Here is a 22,483-nt window from a genome sequence, read left to right as displayed (position 1 = left end):
AGCAGGGGCATTGCTGAAAGTCCTTTCTGCCTCAGGAAGGGCTTTTTATCTGTTCGAACGCAGCTTTCATGAGATCATAGCTTTGCTTCAATGTTTCGTGATATTCGACCTTATTCCAGACAGGCCAGCGGTAGAGCGGCAGCTTGGATACAGAGACGGTTTCGGCAGCTGCTCCCCCAGCCGCAGGCGGAGCGTTTTGTTCGCTTCGCTGCTCAATCCATGGAAGGAGACGAATGCCTTGGGTCGTTGTCGCTGTCAGCTTTCCGTCCTTCTCTTCGTAGCTCATTACCTGCAAGGAGCTCGGATCGGTAAAGCCTAACAGCATCCAAGGGATACGCAGTTCGACCGTGCTTCCTTTGGCCTGCCACATCGCGAGAGAATTAAAATCCGGTGAAGTGCGGTTTGTTGTCCCTCTAATTAAGCGGCCTGCAGACACATCCTCGAACGGATTGTATTTGGTTGAGTCGGGAGGGATCATCTCCATTCCGACCGCCAGCTTCCACGGGTGAAACAAACCGGAATCATCCTTCATTTCCTCCGGCTTCACCTGGAGCATGCCATACAGCTTACCATATAAACGGGTGTGAAAATCATAATTGGATGCGATTTTCACTTCGCTTTCGTTATCCTTGCCTAACGTGATGAGCGTCTCAAGACCTTCGTCTAATTGACGTCCCCCAAGCTCCTGCGCATGCTTGTTGCCGCCGGGAACCGTATCCACTCCCAGATTCAACAGCTCATGCTCGGGATCGAACGGCTTGGCGAGCTCCGCCAGGATATAGACGTAGGCTTCATCATGCGTCATAGTTATCGATTTATAGCCCGGATAGGACCCTTGAAGCACTTGCTTGTCCTCGGCCTTGAGCTTGTTCCAATCGCTGCTGTCGCCATCGATGTTAAGTACTCCCTCCTTGCCGGTCGCTTCCGCAACAAGACCAAAATACTGCTCATTCGTAAGCACATTGTGCCAATATTTACGACGTGCCTGCGGGATTTCGAATTCCATCGTGTTCCACGTCCGTTTGAACCATTCGTCCTGCCATGAAAATACGATGCCTCCGGCCATTCCTTCGGCATGAATATCCTGCAGCAGCGTTGCGTTAATCCGTCCTTGTTCGGCTTCGTCATGCCCACCCTGATTGCGGTCCATGTTAGCCAGATGTCCGATACCGAGGGAGGATGGAACACCAAACTCCGTGATCATGACGGGAAGCCCCTTATGGTATGCTTTTAGTTGATGCAGATAGCTTCGATAGGTGTTGAAGGTGCCATCCGAATTCTTGACATCCTGCAAAGTCGTATCCAACCGGAAGAAGTCCGGATAATACGGATAGACGTGAAACGATGCGAAGTAACCGCCCTGCCAGCCTGTGGCATCAAGATGTGTCGCATCCACACTGGACATGTCTTCCTGTATCAGAATTTCTCCAGGGTGCTTTAATGGATCGGTAGTCACCCAGTTCGTAAACGTGAGCGGATGCTTCCAGCCATTTTGCTCTTCCTGTACAGCCAGATGGTCCAGCAGTCGCGCCAGCCAATTTTCGAACGGACTCGCTTCAGGCTTGGCGGATATAAAGGTGCCTTGATATCCGGTTTTGTCCTTATGCTTATCGTTGGTGTTCTTCACCATATTCGGTTCCCATTCTGTGCCCAAATGCCAGGCAAGCAGATAAGGGCCGGCGTTAGAGCGATACGCTCCGCTGGCTTTGCCAAAGCGCTCCGGAATTTCGACGGTCCCATAGACAGCACCGACGGCCAGTGTAATTTCATTTTCAAATTGCTGGTAGATGTCGTCCAAGAAAGCATCTTTTTTCTCGATTAATTCTTCCTCGGGCGTCCAGATTCCCTGGATAAAGTAAAGCGGATTGTCCGCATGCTTCTGATTGTACTCTACCAAGGCCTCATAGAAGGCCGGAGATAAAATGGTATATACCCTAATGGTGTTCGAGCCAAGCTGTTTAATTTGCTGGAACCATTTCAAATAGGTTTCCTTGGATATAGGCAGCTCCCCTGGGTCATGCCCCGGCAGCGCTGCGCCTACGTTGACTCCTTTTGCGAAAAAAGGAGTCCATTGCTGTTTATCGTACATTTCGATGTGGTCATCCTGGGTGCGAAACTTGATGTGCGATCCGTCGGCGCTCTTCATGCTCTCGACCTTCTTTGCAGGCCAGTAATGCCAGATGAGGGTGCCGACGAGAACAACCGCAATCAGGCGCAGCAGCCAGGTGACGGGGAAGCGTGTACCCTTCATGGCTTTGAACTCCTTATCTACTCCCTATTCTTTTCGATCAAGCAAGCAATCTTCGCAGTCGAGCCTCCAGCTCCACCGGCGAGAACGGCTTACGGATAATGTCTGCCACGCCGAGCTCGAAGCATTTGTATACATCCTGCTCCACGCCCAGATCGGTCATTACAACGACTTGGCAATCTGGAGCTTGCTCCGATTGCGATACGCGGTGAATGAGCTGGTATCCGTCGAGCGCGGGAAGCATCAGCTCCGTAAGAACCAGCTTAGGCTTTACGGCCTCAATGAGCCGCAGTCCTTCCAGACCATCCTGCGCAGGATGAACATCGTACCCTTGGTGGCCGAGGCGCATATGGAGAAAATCCTGCAGATCGCCATTCGGTTCTACCATGACGATGCTAGGGGCTGCAGCCCCTATAGGCTGTCCTGAATAGATGGCGATTTCAAGATTGCTACGGTCCGCCTCTCCTAACAAGGCTTTGAAATCACCAAGCGCCTCCGGCGTAAGCTGAGAGCTCTCAGGGAAGCTTGCAACCGCAAGACTGCCGGACAGAAATCCAGCGTCTTGAAGGAATGCTTTTACCGTTATAGCCAAATAATGGGTGAAGGAAAGTGATTGTCCCGGAAGCAGTAAGGTGAGAAGCTCTTCATCTGCTTCATATGCGGACAGCACCGTCAAGTTCAAATCCTCCATCTTCAAGCGTGTCTCCAGATCCTGCAGCTCTATGGATCGCAGGAGGCGAGAATGGGCGGTAATGACCCCACAGCTGTTCCATCCTGCTGAGGATTTCAGTACTTGGTTGATTTGATGATAAAGTCGATCTGACCCTACGGATTGAGATAACACTGAGGTTTTCATATAGGTTCACTCCATTTCGTTTCGAGAGTTGATTGAGATGATAAGTAGTAAGCAAGCGATCAGATGGCTTGTGCCTTCGAAGCGTTGGACTCAGGAGCGGAAACACCTGACTTCGCCGTGTCTCCCGTCCAGCTGCGACGGACCATATTCCCCCAACCTTTGTTTCGCCGCATATAATCCCAATGGCCGTGCAATTTCCACCATGCGTTCATTGGGTCGTAATAAATAGAAATGATGACAGACAAGCCTAGAATGCGAAGCAGACTCGGACCACTAACCCTGCGCCCCATGGCAATTTCCTCGATAATGAGGGAGCCTAGAGTGAAGACGAGCCCAATCAGAAGGTTCGCAAGCAGGAAAACTAGCAGTACCGGAAGCTCCGTCATGTCCATTAACACATAACCGACTAGCGCTGCCAGTCCCGATAGTCGAATATAAGGACTAATCGTTTCGTACAAGATGGTATAAGGCAGCGATAGCCAACCAATGACCTTATATTTCGGGATAAAAAGCATGGAACGGAATCGGATCACGTTCCACAACGTACCTCGGATCCAGCGGCGGCGCTGCGAACCCAGGATGCCGAGCGTGTCGGGCGCCTGTGTCCAGCAAACGGCATCGGGGCAGAAAATGATTTTATATGGCAAATTCCGCGCAAGCCTATTCTGGTGCAGCTTCATGACGATATTCATGTCCTCGCCGGGACAATCCTCTTCGTAGCCGCCGACTTCAATCAAGCAGTCCTTGCGGAACAGTCCAAAGGCGCCGGATACGATCAAGAGCCCGTTCACAGAGCTCCAGCCGATCCGCCCGCCGAGGAAAGCCTTCATGTATTCCACATATTGCAGGGCGGGAAGCCATTTGTTCGGCAAGCGAATGGAAGTAACTCGACCGTCTTCTACCGTGCTTCCGTTGGCGATACGCACATTGCCGCCGATAGCAATATGCTCCTCCGGATTTTCCATGTAAACCTTGACCAAGCGGATGAGCGCATCTTTTTCCAATAAACTGTCGGCGTCGATGGTCGCAACAAGAGAATGCTGTGCGACATTGATGCCGGCGTTCAATGCGTCCGCTTTGCCGCCGTTCTCTTTATCAATGACAATCAGCTTCGGATACAGGGGGTTGTGATACATGCCCCGAATCGGCTTGGATTCGACGAGAGTTTGATAGTGAGTCAATCGGCTCGGCTTCAAGTCGAACTCCTCAATTAATACCTGCAGGGTACGATCCCTGGACCCGTCATTGATGACGATGACTTCGTAGATCGGAAACTCCAGCAGCATCAACGAGCGTACACTCTCGATAATCGTCAGCTCCTCATTATGAGAAGGGACCAGAATCGATACGGGCGGCACGTGCTCAGAGCCTGCGAGCTCCCTGTATCGGGAGTACATGGTGCTTTTGACCAGCGATAGCATTTTCTGATGGGATACAGCCAGGATGAACATGTATAACAGGCTGGACCCGATAATTAAGTAAGTGGCTGCAATGCCATAATCCAGTAAGAATGATCTCATCCGGTTCCTCTTTCTACGAACCGATGGGACTCTGCCGTGATGGGAAGGCTCGTGTAGTTTTGTTGAAAAATCGTTCGATACAAGCGGGACAACTCGTTATTCTGAGGAATTTGCTGCACCTCTTGCGCAGCGGCCGCAGCCGACCGGTCCATCGCCTCATGAATGGCGTTCCACACCGTATCCTGAGCCGGCCCCGCTTTCATATCGCGTGCCGTTTCGCACAAGGCCTCGAAGCCCTCGAGACCGAAACGACTCAAGCTTTGGGCGCTGAAATAGCGTACCTCCCAATAAGGATCGGTGAGTGACGCCTTCAGCGGTTCGATATAAAACAGCAGCTGATGCTCACCAGCCGCTTGCGCGGCGGCGGCCCGGATCTCCCCATCGGGATGGCCGAGCAGCTCGCCAACGCGGCCTGGCGGCAGAAGCTGCGGATATTTTAGCAGCAGCTTAGCTGCGCTGATCCGCACATCCGCGGCATCCGACAGCAGCAGGCGGTCCAATGCCGCTAAGCTGTACGGACGGTTCCCGCCGGACAAGCCGACCAAAGCTAGCCTTAGCATGGCTTCGTCCGTTTCGTTGTCCAGTATCCCAGCGTATAGGGGCGCCGGATCCATCGACGATGCGGAGAGGATATCCGCTGTTAGCTGCAGAGCATGAGGATGTTGCTTCATGAGCAGCGACATGAGCCGATGCAGCTCGTCCGGCTTCTGCGCGCATTTGGCGGCCGCACGTGCGATCACGAACGCGGTCGACTCCGTTGTCTCGCGCTCCAGCAGCTCCAGCAGCGCTTCGGTGCATTCACCGGCGCGCATTACGCCTAAGTGGTAAGCTGCCTCGACACGAACTAAGTGCCAAGGACTGTCCAATCGCCGACGCTCCATTTCGATCAGTCCCATATCACGACATAGGGCTGTTAGCTTGTCACGGTGTCGGCCGTGAATCGTTTCGATCCATTCCAGCAGCTTGGATTGTACTGCTCGAAGCTCCACCTGGGATAAGGACCCAGGTGGAGGCAATAGAGCCTCGGCCTCGTCAATCTGGACGCTCAAATAGGCAAAATAGTCCTGATGTTTGGCAAGACTTTGGCTTAGTTGCCTTGCGTTCCTTTGATTGCGGAATCGCAGCAGCCCCAAGACGCCGAAGCCGCCGGCTATTACGGCTCCCAGTACGTACAATACGGAAGCCGTTTCTTGTAATGGCTCCATCTCCATACGTTTCTCTCCTCCAGCAGCATGCTGTACTTTTATTCTACCGTAACGCTTTTGGCTAAATTTCGCGGCTTGTCCACATCGTTGCCTCTGATCGAAGCCGTGTAGTAAGACAATAGCTGCAGCGGGATCACGCTAACGGCAGGCGTCAGCAGGGAGTGGGTACGCGGCACATAGATGACGTGATCCGCTGTCTTGGCAATCTCCATGTTGCCTTCCAACGCAATGCCGATAACGTATGCTCCCCGCGCTTTGACTTCTTTGATATTGCTGATGGTTTTCTCCATCAGCCGGTCATCGGTGGCCAGGGCAATGACGGGGGTTCCGTCTTCGATCAAGGCCAGCGATCCATGCTTCAGCTCTCCTGCAGCATAAGCTTCCGAATGAATGTACGAAATTTCTTTCAGCTTGAGGGAAGCTTCCATCGCGACGCAGTAATCCAGTCCCCGACCGATAAAGAACAGATGCTCATGGCGGGTAATCAGATGGGCGAGCTGTTCAACAGGCTCCAGGTGCTGAAAAATATCCTCCACCTGTACAGGCAGCCGTTCGAGCATGGCCAGCATCTCGATCAATGTGACCTTATCGATCGCATCTCGCGCCTCCGCCATGTACAGTCCCAGCAAATAAAAACCAATCAGTTGAGTCGTATAAGCCTTGGTCGAGGCGACAGCAATTTCCGGCCCTGCCAGCGTGAACAGGACATCGTCGGCTTCACGCGCAACAGAGCTGCCGACCACATTGGTGATGGCCAGAATGCGAGCCCCATTCGCCTTAGCTTCGCGCATTGCGGCGAGCGTATCGGCGGTTTCGCCGGACTGGCTGACGGCAATGACCAGCGTAGATTCCGGAATGACAGGCATCCGGTACCGATACTCCGAAGCCAGATCGACTTCCACGGGAAGGCGGGTCAGTCGTTCGATGACCGTTTTGCCGACCAAAGCCGCATGATAGGCGGTTCCGCAGGCGACGATATGAATTTGCTTTACAGAGCGGACCTGCTCCTCTGAGAGCTGTATCCCCGGCAGTACCACCTTCTGAAGGTCCTGATCGATCCTACCGCGCATCGTATCCCGGTAAGCCCTCGGCTGTTCGTGAATTTCCTTCAGCATAAACGTATCGAAGCCGTTCTTCTCGGCCATCAACAGGTCCCAGTCAATGTGAAACAGCTGTGTTGCAATAAAATTGCCTTCCAAAGTCATCAGATCGACCCCCTCACGGGTCAATACGGCCATTTCACCGTCATTCAAGATGTAAACATCCCTCGTGTATTCCAATATGGCAGGAATATCCGATCCGATGAAATTCTCGCCATGACCGACTCCTATAATAAGTGGACTTGCATTCCGTACCGCGACCAGCTTGTCAGGTTCATAGGACGATAATACGGCAATAGCGTAGGCGCCCCGGATTCGCGAAGTCGCTTGGCGAACGGCCTGTATCAAGCTGCCTTCATAATAATGAGCTATCAGATGGGAGAGCACTTCCGTATCCGTTTCGGACACGAAGGTATAGCCGAGCTGCTCAAGCTCATCCTTCAGCTGCATATGATTTTCAATAATGCCGTTATGTACGACAGAGATGGTTCGATCCTTGTCTGTATGGGGATGAGAATTTTCGTCCGATGGCTTGCCATGCGTCGCCCATCGTGTATGACCTATGCCTGCGGAGCCTTCCAGAGGCTCGAATTGCAGCCTATTCTCCAGTTCGGTAATTCTTCCCTTCGCTTTGTTCAGTTTCAAACCTGCGTCGGTATAAATAGCCACTCCGGCCGAGTCATACCCACGATACTCCAGTTTTTTCAATCCTTCCAAAAGAATCGGCTGCGAATCTCTGCTGCCGATATAACCAACAATACCGCACATTATTTACTCCTCCTTATGGTTGTTTTGATAGATTTAATGTTTTTGCAGTTCAATCAACCGCTTGAGCTCCTCCCGGCTGATGCCGGCATTCGTCGCCTCTTCGAATAGCTCATACCAGGCTTGCATCGATAAATGTGTTTGTTCCTTCGCTTCCGGTTGGACCAGTTGTTCCAAAGAAATGTCCAGTGCGGACGCAATTTTATCCAGCAATTGAATGGACGGGTTCGACTGAATGTTACGCTCAAGGGTGCTCAGGTACGATTTGGCTACACCTGAGGCTTGTGACAGCTCAGATAAGGAAAGTCCTCTCTCCAAGCGCAGCTTCCTCACTCGCTTTCCCAACATGTGCCATCGATCCTTTGTTGTAATTGATGCCCAATCGAGCATCTTCCGAAAATTGTTCTATTTGGAGAACAGATGAATCGTTCCATATACAGAACGATACCTTGGAGTATATCGCATATTTGAGCAAAATAAAAATCGAAAATCGCGAAAAATTTCGATTTAGAGAACGATATCGTCGAAATTCCTCTAGAATTCTCCAAAAAACGGCATAGTTTCGTTCTTTTTATCGAATGACGAATTCGATATAATGAATGTCGGAACAGAAGGACTCCCAGACACCCATCTGCCCTACACGTATCAAAAATATAACGAAAAGGAGAATGGGGTATGGACCAAACGAAAGCTCAAGTCAAGCTAAAGCGAGGCGAACACCGTGCGCTGCCCATGCAATATTTGCTGTTGATGCGCCCGCGACAATGGACCAAAAACTTGCTGGTGTTCGCCGCACTTATTTTTTCTATCCAACAGGCAGACTTGAATATGCTGATTCGGGCTATGACCGGCTTTGTCTTGTTCTGTCTCGTTTCCAGCTGTGTGTACATTTTGAACGATTATGTAGATCGGGAAAGAGACCGGATGCATCCGGAGAAAAAACTTCGGCCGCTGGCCTCCGGCGCCATTCAGCCGCAGATGGCATTGGTGTTCGGATTTGTTTTGCTGTTATGCTGCGTTCTGGTGGCGTTTCGTTTTCAGCCTTTGTTCGGGTTTGTCCTTTCCGCGTATTTTTTCTTGAATGTGCTCTACTCCTTAAAGCTAAAGCATGTCGTCATTCTCGATCTGCTGATCATTGCCTCAGGCTTTGTTCTGCGGGCGGTTGGCGGCGGTCTGGTGATCGGCGTGTCTCTCACGCCTTGGTTTCTGATCTGCACCATGCTGCTGGCTTTGTTCCTCGCTATTGGAAAAAGGCGTCACGAGCTGGCGCTGCTCGAAGGCGGCAAAGGAGCGCACCGCAAAGTGCTGGAATCGTATTCGATGGAAATGCTGAATCAAATGTCGGCTATCGCCACGACATCAACCATCATGAGCTATGCGCTGTTTACTTTTACATCGGGACGTACTATCCATCTGATGTGGACACTGATTTTCGTGCTGTACGGGATGTTTCGTTATTTGTACCTGATTCATATGGAAGACAAGGGTGGACGCCCGGAGAAGCTGCTGCTCGAGGACAAGCATATTCTGCTAACGGTCGTGTTGTATGGCTTCTCCGTCGGCTGCATCCTGCTGTTTTTCAACAAATAAAAGGGGGTGAACCAAGCGTGTGATCAAATACATATGGTTAATCGCCTCCGTCCTCTTGGGCGCCGCAGGGCAGGTTTTAATGAAATGGGGCGTCAGCGCTGTCCTGCCTGCGGGATCTGCATTATGGACGTGGACAGGCTTCAAGACCTATTGGCCTGTAGTGGCCGGTATCGGGAGTTACGGGCTTAGCTCCATCTTCTGGCTGCTTGCTTTGAAGCGATTCCCGCTCAGTACAGCTTATCCGATGGTCAGTCTGAGCTATATCCTGGTCATGGTGCTCAGCTTCTTTTTATTTCAAGAGACACTTTCCATTCAAAAATGGTGCGGCGCCGTCTTGATTTCCGCCGGGGTATTAGTGATTGCTCGGGCGGGATAAGCGAGAGAAAGCTTTTGAAGTTTCTTTTTTACAGAAAGAATGCGAGGCAAAAGCTTATGCCTCTCCCCCCTCCGCTACTTACTCACCGGGCTTTTACAGATTATTTCATAAGTTTCCAAGGCGGATGTAATCTCGAAGGGTCCCCCTTCGTTTCATGGCAATGAAAGAGATCGGCAGAGAGAATTGAGGTGGTCAGTACATGGAAATTAGCGCCCGCATCTTATACCCCGCGCTGCCATTTATAGCATGGCTCGTATCCGGAACATTGAAATATGCGGTTAACCGCATCCGGCATGGGCAGGAGGCGCGTCGGCTCATCGGGAACGGAGGGTTTCCGAGCACGCATACGTCCGTCGTCTCCTCTGTCACGATGCTGATCGGTTTCGATCAGGGCTTTGGCACACCGATGTTTGGGCTAGGCGTCGCATTAACCTACATTGTGATGATTGATGCGGTAGGGATTCGGCGCGCCGTTGGGGAAAATGCCAAATGGATCAATAGACTTACCCGTGAAAATGCCGCAACGGTAGAAGCCGGCTTGCGGGAAAGGCAAGGGCATACCCGCCCGGAGCTGCTCGGCGGACTTGCTGTAGGCACTCTGCTTGGTTGGGCAGCTTCCCAATGGCTCTCTTAGGATAAGACCGGAATATGCCAGTTTGTGACTGGTTATTCTCGGAATTAAGGGGTTCGACATGGGTGATGTCTATGATAAACCATTGTATATAGAAATCAGTTTACTAGAATTAGCGATGATAGATTGAGGAGTGACACAATGAAGAACCGACTTGCTTCCTTTAGTTTGATGACCGGGATGGCATTATTGATGCTTGTTATAGCCGGCTTCGTCATTCCGTCACTTTTGTTCTTGGCCAAGGTGCCGCTGCTGCCGCTGCATTTTTGGTTAGCTGCAGCAGCGGCGATCGGAACGGCTTGGCTCGTGTTCCAAGCTTCAGGCGATGAATTGCCACGATGGCTGTTCGGGGCATCCATCGGGTGTGCAGCGCTGCTTTTTGCAGGCAGCCTTCTGATCAGCAACTATTTTTACGATTTATCCTACGACGGACAAGCGTATCACCAAGAAGCGATTATTTTACTCTCGAACGGGTGGAATCCGGTCTATGATGAGCCTGTGTCCATGCCGACAGGGAATAGTGTTTGGGTCAACCATTATGCCAAGGGTGCGGAGCTTGCAGCCGCAACCATTTATAAAGCGACGGGCTTGCTGGAAGGCGGCAAAGCCATCAATTTGCTTACGATCGCTGCCTCAGCACTGCTGAGCTTGTCCGCACTGCTCCATTTGCGGCCAAACCAGCGAGTTCAAGCTTGGGTCGTTGCTGTGCTGCTTGCTCTGAATCCTGTCAGCATCTATCAAGCGTTCAGCTACTATGTCGACGGCTTGCTGGCGTCACTGCTGCTGTGCTTGGTTGCGCTCGGCGCACTAATCTATGCGAAGGCGAACCGGGTTTTACTAATCAGCTATACGCTGACCATGATCCTGATCATGAATATCAAATTCACGGCGATAGCTTATGCAGGCCTGATGACTGTCGGGCTCCTCATCGTCTTGTATATGAGCGAGCAGTTCGGGCTGTTGAAGCGGGTATTCCGCATCGGCGCCATCGGTGGACTCGCGGGCGTCCTGCTGGTCGGCTATAACCCGTATGTGACGAATACGGTGCGGGACGGGCATCCGTTTTATCCGTTAGCCGGTGAAGAAGCGGTCGATGTCGTCAAGAATTTCATTCCGCGCAACCTCGAAATGATGAACCGTTTCGAGCAAGCTGCTTCATCCTATTTTGCAACGACTGTAGGCAACAGCACGGAGAAACGGCCAACCCAATTCAAATGGCCATTCACCTTCACAGACCGTGAGCTTCAGGTATATGGAGAGCCTGATGTAGCCGTGTCTGGCTTCGGCCCGCTGTTCAGCGGGACGCTAATTATTTCGCTATTGGTGCTGCTGCTCGCTTTTCGTAAGCGCACCGGCTTGACGTTAGCGGCCATTGGCGTCATCCTGCTTTTGGCCGCCTCGGCATTTGTTAATCCGGCGGCATGGTGGGCCCGCTATGTACCGCAGTTATGGTTCGTACCGCTGATCTGCGTCTGGCTGGCATTGAGTCTGCAAGGCGGCCATAGGATAGTCAAAGTCACCGGCTGGACCTTGGCGGTTTTGATTGCAGCCAATGCGCTGATAGTCACCGGCATGTATACGAAGGAACAGCTCGCCTGGAATCAAGAGCTGAAGGGTCAACTCGCTGAACTGCGTGATGCAACTCAGCCGATTCCGGCTGAATTTACCTACAGCTGGTCCAATCAAGAACGTCTGAAAGCTCTCGGAATCGAAGTGAAGGAAGAACGGGAGCTCAGCTGCAGCACCGACAAAGTGACGCTCGCGAAGTCGGGCACCTCCTTATGCTTGAAATAGAGAAAACCTCCATCGAAGCCTTTCAAAGATGAGCGCCCCCGCTCTATGGTTGGTTTTATCGCCAATAGGAAAGTCTACGTTAATCCCTAACAAACTGATTTTTTCCTATGTGGTAAAAACAAGGGGACAGAGCTTTTACAAAGGAGGATATCATGCAAGTGAATTGGGTTAACAAACGCACCACCCTTATGGGCCTATCGGTCATAGCTCTGCTTGCTGCTGCAGCGCTTGCACTGTCCTTAACACATGGGACACGAAGCTGGTTCGCAGGCTCGGGTAAGACCGCTCCGCAATCAGTGATGCCGGTATTTGAAGAACAAGGCATTAAACAGACCGCTTCGGTGAAGGAAGGCCATCTGGAAGTGTACAATGGCAACGGCTGGACACCGCAATTTTGGTCTGGTGTCAACTTGGGAGCAACCACTCCCGGGCATGCGCCCGGAGAGCTGAGTCCGACCAAGGAAGATTATTTGCGATGGTTCGGGCAAATCAAAGAGATGCATGCCGACGTCATCCGCGTATATACGATTTTGCCGCCCCATTTCTACGAAGCGTTAGCGGAATTCAATGGCGGACGCCAAGACCCGCTCTACGTGCTTCACGGCATCTGGGCGCCGGAGGACCAATTGACCGGGAGCGGCGGAGAAGGGAGGGATGCCTATCAGGAAGACACCGTAGCTGTATTTAAGAAAGAAATTCAAGACGCCGTTCATGCCGTTCACGGCAATCTCAACCGGAAGGCCACGCCCGGACATGCATCTGGCAAATACGACGCCGACATTTCTCCTTATATATTAGGTTGGGTTGTAGGCACAGAGTGGGATCCTTACGTAGTAAAGGCAACCAATGACGCTCATCCCGGTTTGAAGCCGTTTCAAGGGACGTATTTTCAGGCGAACCCAGAGGCTAATCCATTCGAGAGCTGGCTCACGCAAATGCTTGATACGGTAGCGCAGGAGGAAATGAAATACGGCTGGCAGCATCCCGTTTCATTTACCAACTGGGTGACAACCGACCCGCTTACGCACCCTAATGAACCGGCGGAGAACGAAGATATGGTATCTGTCGATCCGATGCATATTAGTCCACGGGAAACGTGGAAAGCAGGCTATTTTGCTTCCTATCATATTTATCCGTATTATCCCGATCTGCTGCGCTACGAGGACAAGTACCAGAATTATAAGGACAGTACTGGAGAAATCAATCCCTATGCGGGCTATTTGCATGATTTAAGAGAGCATCATAAAGGCATTCCGCTGATCGTGGCGGAATATGGGATCCCGAGCTCGAGAGGACTCGCCCATTACGGTCCGCTGAACCGCAACCAAGGCCTGCATACCGAGCAGGAGCAGGGTGAGATCGATGCCGCTCTGTACAAAAGTATATATAATGAAAATTACGATGGCGCCGTATTGTTCTCGTGGCAGGACGAATGGTTCAAAATCACCTGGAACACGCTTGAGCTGGATACGCCTATAGCAAGGCGACCGTATTGGCGAAATATGCTTACCAATGAAGAGCATTTTGGTGTGCTGGCCGTTGAACCGGGAAAATCGCCGGAGGATACGATTGTGCTGGACGGCAAGACGGAAGATTGGGATCGTCGAAAGCCTGTGGAGACCAAGCAATATCCGGGCTACAGTCTATCCGTTTCCCACGATGAAGCGTACTTGTATCTGATGTTAAAAAACACCCAGGGCGATTGGAAGCTCGGGGACAACTCCTTATTCCTTGGCTTTGACACATTGAATGGAGGAAGTACTACAGCGGATCAAGCGCCGGGTGTCGGTTTCAGCAGTGGTCAAGAATTTGTCATGAAGCTGCAGGGATCCAATAATTCATCCCTGTATGTAGGCAGTGCCTACGATTACCATAGTTGGCTGTACGGATCCCAGAAGAAGCTCATGCCATGGCAGGAGAGCTGGGCTCATGCGGAGAACGGCATCTTTTTACCGTGGAAGCTGCCTGTCAACAAAGGCTTTGTCCTACCGCAAACGAAGGAAAAGATCCCCTTCGAGGATGTGGAAATCGGACAGCTTCATCAAGGTACGACGGATCCGGCAAGCCCGGATTTCAACAATTTGGCGGACTGGTTTGTATCCGGGTCGGTCATCGAGGTGCGTGTGCCTTGGATGATGTTGGGGTTCACCGATCCAAGCCAGCACAAAGCGTGGAAGTATCCTTATGAAGCAGGAGCATTGAAATTCGATGATGTGAAATCGGTCCGCGTTGAGCCGCATTGGGTTCATGGAGCCGAAGGGAAAGAGAAGCAGGAGTCCCTAGCCTACAAATGGGATAACTGGAATAAAGTCGATTACCATGAGAGGCTCAAGAAAAGCTACTCGATTTTGCAAAGCCTATTCGAGAAGCAAGGCAAGCAGCCACCCAAAGATGCGACCCCTACTGCCTCAACCAACTGACCGGTGGTTGCAGTTCATTTTTTTAAAATGAAAATAAGTTCAAATGATCAGGTATATTCTAAGGCTAACATTGAATTGGAAGGAGCAGGAAAGTGAATCTGCGGCAAACAAAACTATTCAACACTTCAACAACGAGAAGGAGGTTATGCTGGTTGTTGCTAAACTGCTTTCTGGCGGGACAGGTGTTCATGGGGTTTTCCTTGTTAGGCGGGACCTCCGCTCAAGCTGCTGAAGCTGAAGGTCAACGGGTGCTAAGTACGTGGATGTGGAATCCGTATGTGATCGGCCAAGAGGCGGATAGCACACTGCAGCAGCTGACCAACAAAGGGATCAACCGGGTCTATCTGTTCGTAGACTCAAGTTATCCGGCTCCTTACTACAGTGCCTTTATTCGCAAGGCGAACGCTCAGCACATTGAGGTTCAGGCGCTGGGCGGCGCTCCGAATTGGGTGCTTCCGGAGCACAACAAGAAATTATACGAATTCATTGACTGGGTTAAGAGCTACAACAGGAGCGCTCTTCCCGAGGAACGTTTTGCCGGGATTCATTTGGATGTGGAGCCTTATGTATTGCCTGAGTGGCGCAAGGATTCAGATACGGTGATCGGACTTTGGAAAGACACGGTAAGTGGATTTGTCGAAGAAGTGAAGAGCGACTCTACTTTGACCGTCGGCATGGATATGCCGGTATGGCTGGATTCTTTTCAAGTGGGAGACGGTCAGGGCGGCAGAACGACTTTGTCGGATTGGCTCATTCGACGCATGGACGAAGTGACGTTGATGGCGTATTTCAACAAAGCCCAAGACATCGCAGCATCCGTCCAAACTGAGTTAGCCGCAGCAGATCAGGCCGGCGTTCCAGTGCTTGTAGCTGTGGATACCGTTGACAGCGGTGAGCCAGGCACCTTCTATGGCAAAGGCGAAGCTCTCATGGTGCAAGAATTGGCAGCACTGCAAGAGAAACTGATTATCCACCCTTCCTTCAAGGGGATCAGCATCCATGAGTGGGATAGCTGGATAAAGATGAACTAAATGAGTTGGCAGAGTCCGCATTGGATGCGGGCTCTGTTTTTTTATGCGATTGCATAATCCCGTGCTCTCTGAGCTTGCTATCTTATTTAAACATCCAAGCGGACAAGCTTAAAGTACCATATTGATACTGCTGATGCAGTAGTCTCGCCGATTGATGTTGGTCTGCAGAGCCCATGCTGATAAATAATGGAGCCAGATGCTCCCGGGTAGGTACGGCTTCAGCCGCTGACGGAGCCCTCCGCTCGTAATCGAATAAAGCCTCGAGATCCCATACGCTGATTTTGTCCGACATCCATTGATCAAATCCGACAGCCCAACTCTCCGCTCCCGACGTCTCCCACTCCAGCTTAGACAGGTTATGTACCGTCCCTCCGCTTCCGATGACCATAATGCCTTTGTCTCTTAAAGCAAGCAGCGCTTTTCCAATTCTATATTGTTCCTCAGGCACCAGCTTGGGATTCACCGAAAGAGCAACAATGGGAATATCCGCAGCAGGATACAGAAGTCTCAGAATCGTCCATGCCCCATGGTCGAGTCCCCTTCGATGATTAAACTCGCACCGGATGCCCTCCATGGTCAGCAGCTGCTCGATTTCCATACTTAGAACCAGGTCTCCGTTCGCCGGATAATGCAATTCGTAAAGGGAATCCGGAAAGCCAAAAAAGTCGTGCATCGTCTCCCATTTCGGGGCGCTCGATATCATCTGGACAGGATGCTCCCAATGCGCGCTGAAGACGGCAATACCTTTAGGCTTCGGAAGAAGCAGACCCAAGTTCCGCAAAAGCTTGGTATAAGGAGTCGTTTCCAATACCAATGTAGGCATGCCATGAGCAATAAATAAAGCTGGAACCATCGGACCACGACTCCTTTATTCTTTACTTTTACCTAGTCTCGGTGCTCTATTGTACCTAACCGCAAAAACTCCCTGTTTCCCTCCATTATAACTGTAAAATGGCTTCCTGCATCGGGTTATAATAAAATGGGACAAAACGTTTTCCAATATTTTTTGGGTATGATACAAAATCAAACCGGGGTCCGTCTTATATATAGCTGCAGCTGAAAGGAGGACAATCGATTGGAACCGCAACAAACATCTGAGTTTTTTCGTGAAGTGTTTTATATACATTATCCTACCGTGCGCCGCAAGTTAGTTGGCCTTGTCCGTGATGAGGCGGCCGCAGAAGATTTGGCTCAGGAGGTATTTCTACGTCTCTACCGCAACCCTCCTGATGACCCGTCTGTTATGGGGGCTTGGCTGCACAGGGTGCTGACAAGAATAGCCTACGATTACTTAAATAAAAAAGCACGCGAGCGTGCTCTGCATGAAAAACAGTCGCTTCATATTCTTAGTACCGAAGAGGATCAGCCATCCAACGAGCAAATCCTGATGAGACAGCTCGATCAGGAGGAAATGCGCGAATGGTTGGAGGAACTGCCTGAGAGAGACCGTAAAGCACTCCTGCTAAGATATTCAGGATACAGCTACGCGGAAATAGCAGAGCAGCTGCAAGTGCGTCCCCCCTTGGTAGGAACACTGCTGCACCGGGCTACAGAACGGCTAAGACGCCATGCCGAAGCGCAAACACAAGCACATGCACAGATTGAATAGGAGGAGATTCCATGAGCGAATCCACGAAAAAGAATGAACGGGAACTAGCCGACGCAGCTTGGGCCAAGCTTCAGGAAAAGCTTGCTCAAGAGCCTACCCAGCCACAATGGTCCCGCTGGTCAGAACAAATGGCTGCGGAAGCTACGGCTGCTCCGTTGACAGCTGCTATGGCAGGAGAACCTGCGGAAGTACCAGCTGCAAGTCCAAAAATAAACCTTGGTTCGAAGGCGCCACGCCTTGAAACCGAAACCGTTAAATCTAAACCGTCTAGCTCGTTTGCAAGCTGGCTGCATAGAAACAAGAAATGGGTAGCCAGTGCCGCAGCTGTGGGCGTTATCGCCGTCACTATCGCTACACCGTCCGGAAATCAGGCACTTGCAGCGATTTTGAATAAGTTTCGCATGCAGCAGCTCACCGTCGTTCAGGAGAATGATTTGCAAACGATTCTTAACAGTGCTTTCGGGGATGGCAAGGAGCGCGAGTCGATTAATAAGTTTGGCACATTTAGCCATACCTCTGGTAAATCGATCGGAGAAGTCGATCCATCAGAAGCATCCAAGCTCGTGGGACACAAGATTATCATCCCGTCTGATTATGATGCGAAAAATAAAATTTACGTTTCCCCATCCACCAGCCTCACCTTTAACATGAATGTAGATGAGGTCAATAAAGCGATGAAACGTCTAGGCGCAACCAAGCTGCTGCCAGAATCAGTAGACGGCAAACCAATAACTTTGGATATGGGGGCAGCTGTTCACCTCTATGTAAGCAAGGCTTCTGAAGAGAGAGGTGAATCCAAAGGCTATTCGTTCTCGCAAATGCCGGTACCCACCATCACGGTCGATCCCTCCATACCAGTAGCCGAGGCGCTGGATGCGGTTCTGCAATTCCCTCTATTGCCGGCCAATTTGAAGGAAAGCTTGCAGACCGCAGGTGTACTGCAGGGCGGATCGGTACCGCTGCCTATCATTGAAAACGGTCAAGTCGAGAAAATAAAGCTCGAGGGCTTGGATGTCATCGTAAGCACCAATAATTACAATCAAGGTAAGAATGCCTATTATTCTGCAACCTGGGTGAAGCAAGGACAGCTGTTCAGAGTCGATGGCAGCAATGAATTAACGAGCCGTGCAGCCCTTATTGCTAAAGTAACGGAGTTGATCAAATCTTGAGCCATGCCATAATTGAAGCCCAGGATTTAAGCAAGGATTACGGAAATGGCCGCGGTTGCCGCGGTATTACGCTCCAAGTTGGTGCAGGGGAAGCCTTTGGCTTCCTCGGCCCTAACGGCGCAGGGAAGAGCACCTTCGTCAAGATGCTGGTCGGACTCATTCGTCCTACAGGAGGACGGGCGATGATTATGGGCGAACCGATAGGTTCCTTGGAAGCACGGCAGCATATCGGATACTTGCCGGAGCTATACCGCTATCAGGAGTGGCTGAGCGGCGAGGAGGTTGTGAGGCTGCATGCCAAGCTGTGCGGCATTGATAACGCAATTGCTGCGAAGCGAATCCCCGAGCTGCTGGATCAAGTAGGTATCGGACTTCGCGGTCGCGACCGCGTCAAGAACTACTCCAAGGGTATGCAGCAGCGACTAGGCTTGGCCTGTGCTCTCGTTAATAATCCGAAGCTCGTATTTCTGGACGAGCCCTCCTCCGCGCTTGATCCTATTGGCCGTATGGAGGTTCGCGAGCTGCTGATTACGCTTCGAGAGCAGGGAAAGACCATTTTCTTAAACTCGCATTTGCTTGAGGACGTTGAATTGCTGTGCGACCGCGTCGCTCTCTTAAATAATGGAAACATACTGCAAACCGGGGCCGTCTCCGACGTATTGCAGGAAAAAACCTGCTGGCACCTGCGTGTCGGCGGGTTCACGCCGTTTGTTTTAACATGGCTTGTGGACATGACAGGACTACCCATTACAACAGCCACGCTCCCTGCCCCTGCCGACAGTGATACCGTATGGCTGGAAGCGGAGCTGGAGGATGACGAACAAATCGGCTGGCTGAATAGCCTTATTATTGAGCAAGGCATGACACTGTATGAAGTCAAAAAATCGAAAACAAGGCTGGACGAATGGTTCATGAGCGCCGTGTCCGGATTAAGTCATAGGGGGGAACGCGCATGATCGCCATCATTGCAATGACTTGGAAAGAGCTTATGCGCAAACGGGTTATGCTGCTGACATTGCTCATGACGATTATTTTTTTGCTGGCCTTTTGGTTTGTGGCTCAAACTATCGGGGAGCGGCTCCACGATAACCTGGACAAGACGAGCATTACTTATCTCATTGAAAGCTTCACGTTGGGGAGCATTACTTTAACGCTCGGCTTCTTTTTTGGAGCCTTCGTCATCGCTTTCTTATCCATCTTCAGCTCCTTTTCCGTTATCTCGGGAGAGGCGGAGCAAGGTGTGCTGCAAGCGCTTCTGCCTCGTCCAGTGCCGCGTTGGCATTGGTATATGGGTCGCTGGATCGGCTACGTCAGCTTGGGGATAGGCTATGCCACCCTGCTATTCATCTCTATTTTATTAATTACCGATTATCATTCCGGGGTTCCAACGGACACGACCCCATTAATCAAATCGTTCCTTCTGTTCGCTTCCATCATTCCGATGCTAGTATCTGTCTCGATGCTGGGCTCCTGCATATTTTCCGCACTGGGGAACGGCGTATTCATGACAATGCTGTACGGAGCAGGCTGGCTGGGCGGGATGATTGAAAAGGTCGGCAGCATCGCTAGGCTGGAGGGTGACGCAGTAAAGCCGCTGACGACAATAGCGGGGCTCATGTCTCTCGTGATGCCAACTGAGTCTATACAGCATCGAATGCTCTCCGAAATGTTCTCTATCCCAGAAATGCAAGAGATTATCGGCTTGGATAGTGCTCTCGGTCCATTCGGTATTGGACAAGTCCCTTCCAATTCCTTTCTGATCTATGCGGCGTGCTACACGCTAATCACAATAGGAGCAGGCTTGTTCATGTTTCAACGTAAAGACTTTTGAATCCTATACGAAAAACCCTACGGTTCCCCATCTTCCAGGTACCCGTAGGGTTATATGCATTTCGCTGAAGCCTATTAATTCAGATGCGGCTCTACCCAGGACATCATATCCTGCAGCGGTTTGAAACCTACAGTAGTTGCTACTTCAACGCCATTTTTGAACAGCTTCATAGTTGGAATGCTCATGATTCCGTAAGCTCCAGGAGTTTCCGGATTATCATCCACATTCATTTTGGCAATCGTCAGCTTGTCGCCCAGCTGTTGATTCATTTCTTCCAGTACCGGAGCGATCATTTTACAAGGTCCGCACCATGGCGCCCAGAAATCAACAAGCACAACACCTTCTTGTGCAATCGTTTGTTTAAAATTTTGATCTTCTACTTTTATTAAAGACATAGTTCACACTCTCCTTTTAGATGATTATTAAACTAGTTATATATAAATCCAAACCATTAGTCGATTCGAACCCGACTAACAGCTGGTCCTGAACCATATCCTTTGAAAGACTTGCTTTCACCTGCAGCATCAAATTGAAGAATACGGAGGTTGGCGTACAAATCGTCAAACCACGACTGATCTCGAGTCATCAAGGCCAAATCAAGCAAGCTTCGCAAGCCAGCCTCAACCGGTACATAATCCGTCAATTTACTTAGCTTGTTTAAGGAGCTGCTCACCACTTCTCCAATTGCTTCTTCATGATCGCATTGGGTGACTCGAACCTTCACCGTACCATAGACATCAATAGATTCAACGTACCCTATAAATTTCTCATCCTCAGCTGATGTTCCGCTAACCCAATCACTTACCTTAATCCAATCTTGATGGATCGCCGTCATAATTGCCACTCTCCTTCCACACGTTGAGTTTACTGAACTGAAATTGAATACATTACAGTTTGACGAGTAAACGAAAACTCCCCAGCTTGCTGACGTTTTGCCTCACTAATGACGATTTCCATACAACTGAGATCATATTAATAACAGTTTAATGGAAAAAGAAACACTATCGTTTCCTCTCCTGCTCTTGACGCAACTGCTCCAATACGTCGCGGATCGTCATTTGACCGAAGTAATCAATCAATTGCTTCTCCGCCCCAGCGAATATGTCATCCATCACCGTAGCCATATTACATGCAATCATACAATCCTGCTCCACATCGCCCGAACACCATCCCGGTTTTACGGACCCCATAGAGGTTAAACGATACATCTCGGCTAGTGTTACCTGTTCCGGGTCGCAATGGAGTAAAAATCCTCCACCGGTCCCTTCCTTGGCAGCCACATAACCATGCTTGCGAAGCAGCGCCATGACTTTGCGCACTCGGGCTGGATGGGTGCATACATTGTGGGCGATCATATCACTCGTCGCCATATGATCGGGCCTATAAGCGAGCAGTACCAGACTATGAACCGCTATTGTAAACTCGCTATTCACAGGATGCCTCCTCATAAACCTGATGGCTAACTTGCTGCTGTTTCTTACCACATAGGAAAGTTCAAGCTCACTAAAAGCTTAATCGTTGTGAAACACTTTCTTATTGGAGATAAAAACTTCCGCTAGTCGCGGTCGCACATCTTAGAAAGGACGTCGATTGACGTTTTTCTTACTGTTATTATATCGATTACAGTTCTTTGTGTCAAGGGCTAATGCATGCATAGAATGACCGTCGACAACAAACGATAAGTTATGCTTCGCAAAACTCAGCCTATCCTTCCGAAGCAAGTTTTGCTTCGCAAAACTCTAAGCCTATCCTTCCGAAGCAAGTTTTGCTTCGCAAAACTCTAAGGAGTTGAAAAACATGTCTCAGCATACGGAACATTTTATTAAAGAGCTGATCAGCAAAAACAACGACCTCTTTACCGAGCATGATTTTACAGAATGCCAAAAAGCGGTCAAGGACTTTACTGGCCTAGTCACCAACCTGGAAACCACCCAGTTCAATTTTCGCAGAAAATTATCGGAAGTGGCGGATAAAAACCCTCATGATATAGAAAAGGTCGTCTACCTTCAAGGCATGGTGGACGGAATGAATCTCGTCATAGGACCTCTGAAAAACTTTTTGAACCAATGAGATTAATGAATAGAACATGGATTCAGTATGCAGAAAGGGGCTAACTCTACTTTAACCGAGGACCCCTCCGCTGCAAGCTTACTATTGATTAATAATCAGCTGAATGATGCCCGAAATGATAATGGCCTGGCAAAAGGATACGATAATCCTCTTGCGTACGGCTTCCTTATACGATTTGCGTCTGTTATCGAACATATTAATAAATAAATATCCGGATACAAATAAACAAATAAATACAAATATAAAAATCCCCATTGCTACCTCTCCC

General features: G+C 50.3%; 22 protein-coding genes. 11 read left to right on the top strand and 11 right to left on the bottom strand.

The annotated features are described in order from the left end of the window. Positions 1–31 precede the first annotated feature (31 nt). From BP97_RS0115515 to BP97_RS0115490, 6 genes are read right to left on the bottom strand one after another with little or no spacing between them, the layout of a single operon-like run. A complete protein-coding gene (locus BP97_RS0115515; RefSeq protein ID WP_028549922.1) occupies positions 32–2,251 on the bottom strand; it encodes a hypothetical protein in 2,220 nt (739 codons plus the stop codon). 37 nt (positions 2,252–2,288) lie between these two features. Next, positions 2,289–3,104: a response regulator transcription factor gene (locus BP97_RS0115510; RefSeq protein ID WP_028549921.1), complete on the bottom strand. Its 816-nt coding sequence runs from the start codon at positions 3,102–3,104 to the stop codon at positions 2,289–2,291. A gap of 59 nt (positions 3,105–3,163) precedes the next feature. Continuing rightward, on the bottom strand, positions 3,164–4,624 hold the full coding sequence (locus tag BP97_RS0115505) for a glycosyltransferase family 2 protein (protein ID WP_028549920.1): 1,461 nt from the start codon (positions 4,622–4,624) through the stop codon (positions 3,164–3,166). Beyond that, positions 4,621–5,835, bottom strand: a complete 1,215-nt coding sequence (locus BP97_RS0115500) for a HEAT repeat domain-containing protein (protein ID WP_028549919.1) — start codon at positions 5,833–5,835, stop codon at positions 4,621–4,623. Before BP97_RS0115500 ends, BP97_RS0115505 begins: the two co-directional genes overlap by 4 nt. Before the next feature lie 32 nt (positions 5,836–5,867). After that, complete coding sequence (gene glmS / locus BP97_RS0115495; RefSeq protein ID WP_028549918.1) at positions 5,868–7,697, bottom strand: glutamine--fructose-6-phosphate transaminase (isomerizing); 1,830 nt, start codon at positions 7,695–7,697, stop codon at positions 5,868–5,870. Between the two features lie 33 nt (positions 7,698–7,730). Beyond that, complete coding sequence (locus tag BP97_RS0115490; RefSeq protein ID WP_028549917.1) at positions 7,731–8,042, bottom strand: helix-turn-helix domain-containing protein; 312 nt, start codon at positions 8,040–8,042, stop codon at positions 7,731–7,733. Positions 8,043–8,369: 327 nt separating this feature from the next. On the opposite strand from BP97_RS0115490, the gene BP97_RS0115485 reads away from it, so the two are divergent. The 6 genes from BP97_RS0115485 (at position 8,370) to BP97_RS36415 (ending at position 15,536) form a co-directional block, all read left to right on the top strand. Next, the gene (locus tag BP97_RS0115485; protein ID WP_051620622.1) at positions 8,370–9,284 is read left to right on the top strand and encodes a decaprenyl-phosphate phosphoribosyltransferase; all 915 of its coding nucleotides are present in this window, start codon (positions 8,370–8,372) and stop codon (positions 9,282–9,284) included. A gap of 19 nt (positions 9,285–9,303) precedes the next feature. Then, positions 9,304–9,660 carry an EamA family transporter gene (locus tag BP97_RS0115480; protein ID WP_028549915.1) on the top strand — a complete coding sequence of 119 codons (357 nt, stop codon included), beginning with the start codon at positions 9,304–9,306 and terminating at the stop codon, positions 9,658–9,660. A 199-nt stretch (positions 9,661–9,859) separates the two neighbouring features. After that, a complete protein-coding gene (locus BP97_RS0115475; RefSeq protein ID WP_036745962.1) occupies positions 9,860–10,294 on the top strand; it encodes a divergent PAP2 family protein in 435 nt (144 codons plus the stop codon). 138 nt (positions 10,295–10,432) lie between these two features. After that, positions 10,433–12,085, top strand: coding sequence for a hypothetical protein (locus tag BP97_RS0115470; RefSeq protein ID WP_028549913.1), 1,653 nt, complete (start codon positions 10,433–10,435; stop codon positions 12,083–12,085). A gap of 152 nt (positions 12,086–12,237) precedes the next feature. Beyond that, complete coding sequence (locus BP97_RS36420) at positions 12,238–14,505, top strand: hypothetical protein (protein WP_051620621.1); 2,268 nt, start codon at positions 12,238–12,240, stop codon at positions 14,503–14,505. A 152-nt stretch (positions 14,506–14,657) separates the two neighbouring features. Further along, positions 14,658–15,536 carry a hypothetical protein gene (locus BP97_RS36415; protein ID WP_051620620.1) on the top strand — a complete coding sequence of 293 codons (879 nt, stop codon included), beginning with the start codon at positions 14,658–14,660 and terminating at the stop codon, positions 15,534–15,536. Positions 15,537–15,618: 82 nt separating this feature from the next. On the opposite strand, the gene BP97_RS0115455 is transcribed toward BP97_RS36415, so the two are convergent. Then, entirely contained in the window at positions 15,619–16,389 is a 771-nt protein-coding gene (locus tag BP97_RS0115455; protein ID WP_028549912.1) for a DODA-type extradiol aromatic ring-opening family dioxygenase, read from the bottom strand. 222 nt (positions 16,390–16,611) lie between these two features. On the opposite strand from BP97_RS0115455, the gene BP97_RS0115450 reads away from it, so the two are divergent. The 4 genes from BP97_RS0115450 to BP97_RS0115435 are packed head-to-tail and all read left to right on the top strand — an operon-like array spanning position 16,612 to position 20,145. Next, positions 16,612–17,145, top strand: coding sequence for a sigma-70 family RNA polymerase sigma factor (locus BP97_RS0115450; protein WP_028549911.1), 534 nt, complete (start codon positions 16,612–16,614; stop codon positions 17,143–17,145). 11 nt (positions 17,146–17,156) lie between these two features. Further along, positions 17,157–18,314, top strand: coding sequence for a hypothetical protein (locus tag BP97_RS0115445; RefSeq protein WP_036745960.1), 1,158 nt, complete (start codon positions 17,157–17,159; stop codon positions 18,312–18,314). Next, positions 18,311–19,270 carry an ABC transporter ATP-binding protein gene (locus BP97_RS0115440; protein WP_028549909.1) on the top strand — a complete coding sequence of 320 codons (960 nt, stop codon included), beginning with the start codon at positions 18,311–18,313 and terminating at the stop codon, positions 19,268–19,270. The genes BP97_RS0115445 and BP97_RS0115440 overlap by 4 nt, the downstream gene beginning before the upstream one ends. Next, positions 19,267–20,145, top strand: coding sequence for an ABC transporter permease subunit (locus tag BP97_RS0115435; protein WP_028549908.1), 879 nt, complete (start codon positions 19,267–19,269; stop codon positions 20,143–20,145). Before BP97_RS0115440 ends, BP97_RS0115435 begins: the two co-directional genes overlap by 4 nt. A gap of 74 nt (positions 20,146–20,219) precedes the next feature. On the opposite strand, the gene trxA is transcribed toward BP97_RS0115435, so the two are convergent. The 3 genes from trxA to BP97_RS0115420 all read right to left on the bottom strand — a co-directional run bounded on the left by trxA (position 20,220) and on the right by BP97_RS0115420 (position 21,578). Further along, complete coding sequence (gene trxA, locus BP97_RS0115430; protein ID WP_028549907.1) at positions 20,220–20,540, bottom strand: thioredoxin; 321 nt, start codon at positions 20,538–20,540, stop codon at positions 20,220–20,222. A 56-nt stretch (positions 20,541–20,596) separates the two neighbouring features. After that, positions 20,597–20,980 carry a hypothetical protein gene (locus BP97_RS36410; protein WP_051620619.1) on the bottom strand — a complete coding sequence of 128 codons (384 nt, stop codon included), beginning with the start codon at positions 20,978–20,980 and terminating at the stop codon, positions 20,597–20,599. Between the two features lie 166 nt (positions 20,981–21,146). Further along, positions 21,147–21,578 carry an RrF2 family transcriptional regulator gene (locus tag BP97_RS0115420; RefSeq protein WP_028549906.1) on the bottom strand — a complete coding sequence of 144 codons (432 nt, stop codon included), beginning with the start codon at positions 21,576–21,578 and terminating at the stop codon, positions 21,147–21,149. Between the two features lie 364 nt (positions 21,579–21,942). Here BP97_RS0115420 and BP97_RS0115415 point away from each other — a divergent pair, with 364 nt between their 5' ends. Further along, on the top strand, positions 21,943–22,215 hold the full coding sequence (locus tag BP97_RS0115415; protein ID WP_028549905.1) for a hypothetical protein: 273 nt from the start codon (positions 21,943–21,945) through the stop codon (positions 22,213–22,215). An 81-nt stretch (positions 22,216–22,296) separates the two neighbouring features. On the opposite strand, the gene BP97_RS40220 is transcribed toward BP97_RS0115415, so the two are convergent. Next, positions 22,297–22,470 carry a hypothetical protein gene (locus tag BP97_RS40220; protein WP_156043227.1) on the bottom strand — a complete coding sequence of 58 codons (174 nt, stop codon included), beginning with the start codon at positions 22,468–22,470 and terminating at the stop codon, positions 22,297–22,299. Positions 22,471–22,483 lie beyond the last annotated feature (13 nt).

Origin of the sequence: Paenibacillus sp. UNC451MF (genome assembly GCF_000686845.1) — a bacterium.
Lineage (GTDB): Bacteria > Bacillota > Bacilli > Paenibacillales > NBRC-103111 > Paenibacillus_S.
This window is presented reverse-complemented; position numbering and strand designations above follow the sequence as displayed.

Bases quoted from the DNA above. Each gene is read 5' to 3' on its own strand.
- BP97_RS0115515 (WP_028549922.1), bottom strand. From the start codon at position 2,251: ATGAAGGGTACACGCTTCCCCGTCACCTGGCTGCTGCGCCTGATTGCG.
- BP97_RS0115510 (WP_028549921.1), bottom strand. From the start codon at position 3,104: ATGAAAACCTCAGTGTTATCTCAATCCGTAGGGTCAGATCGACTTTAT.
- BP97_RS0115505 (WP_028549920.1), bottom strand. From the start codon at position 4,624: ATGAGATCATTCTTACTGGATTATGGCATTGCAGCCACTTACTTAATT.
- BP97_RS0115500 (WP_028549919.1), bottom strand. From the start codon at position 5,835: ATGGAGATGGAGCCATTACAAGAAACGGCTTCCGTATTGTACGTACTG.
- glmS (WP_028549918.1), bottom strand. From the start codon at position 7,697: ATGTGCGGTATTGTTGGTTATATCGGCAGCAGAGATTCGCAGCCGATT.
- BP97_RS0115490 (WP_028549917.1), bottom strand. From the start codon at position 8,042: ATGTTGGGAAAGCGAGTGAGGAAGCTGCGCTTGGAGAGAGGACTTTCC.
- BP97_RS0115485 (WP_051620622.1), top strand. From the start codon at position 8,370: ATGGACCAAACGAAAGCTCAAGTCAAGCTAAAGCGAGGCGAACACCGT.
- BP97_RS0115475 (WP_036745962.1), top strand. From the start codon at position 9,860: ATGGAAATTAGCGCCCGCATCTTATACCCCGCGCTGCCATTTATAGCA.
- BP97_RS0115470 (WP_028549913.1), top strand. From the start codon at position 10,433: ATGAAGAACCGACTTGCTTCCTTTAGTTTGATGACCGGGATGGCATTA.
- BP97_RS36420 (WP_051620621.1), top strand. From the start codon at position 12,238: ATGCAAGTGAATTGGGTTAACAAACGCACCACCCTTATGGGCCTATCG.
- BP97_RS0115455 (WP_028549912.1), bottom strand. From the start codon at position 16,389: ATGGTTCCAGCTTTATTTATTGCTCATGGCATGCCTACATTGGTATTG.
- BP97_RS0115445 (WP_036745960.1), top strand. From the start codon at position 17,157: ATGAGCGAATCCACGAAAAAGAATGAACGGGAACTAGCCGACGCAGCT.
- BP97_RS0115435 (WP_028549908.1), top strand. From the start codon at position 19,267: ATGATCGCCATCATTGCAATGACTTGGAAAGAGCTTATGCGCAAACGG.
- trxA (WP_028549907.1), bottom strand. From the start codon at position 20,540: ATGTCTTTAATAAAAGTAGAAGATCAAAATTTTAAACAAACGATTGCA.
- BP97_RS36410 (WP_051620619.1), bottom strand. From the start codon at position 20,980: ATGACGGCGATCCATCAAGATTGGATTAAGGTAAGTGATTGGGTTAGC.
- BP97_RS0115415 (WP_028549905.1), top strand. From the start codon at position 21,943: ATGTCTCAGCATACGGAACATTTTATTAAAGAGCTGATCAGCAAAAAC.
- BP97_RS40220 (WP_156043227.1), bottom strand. From the start codon at position 22,470: ATGGGGATTTTTATATTTGTATTTATTTGTTTATTTGTATCCGGATAT.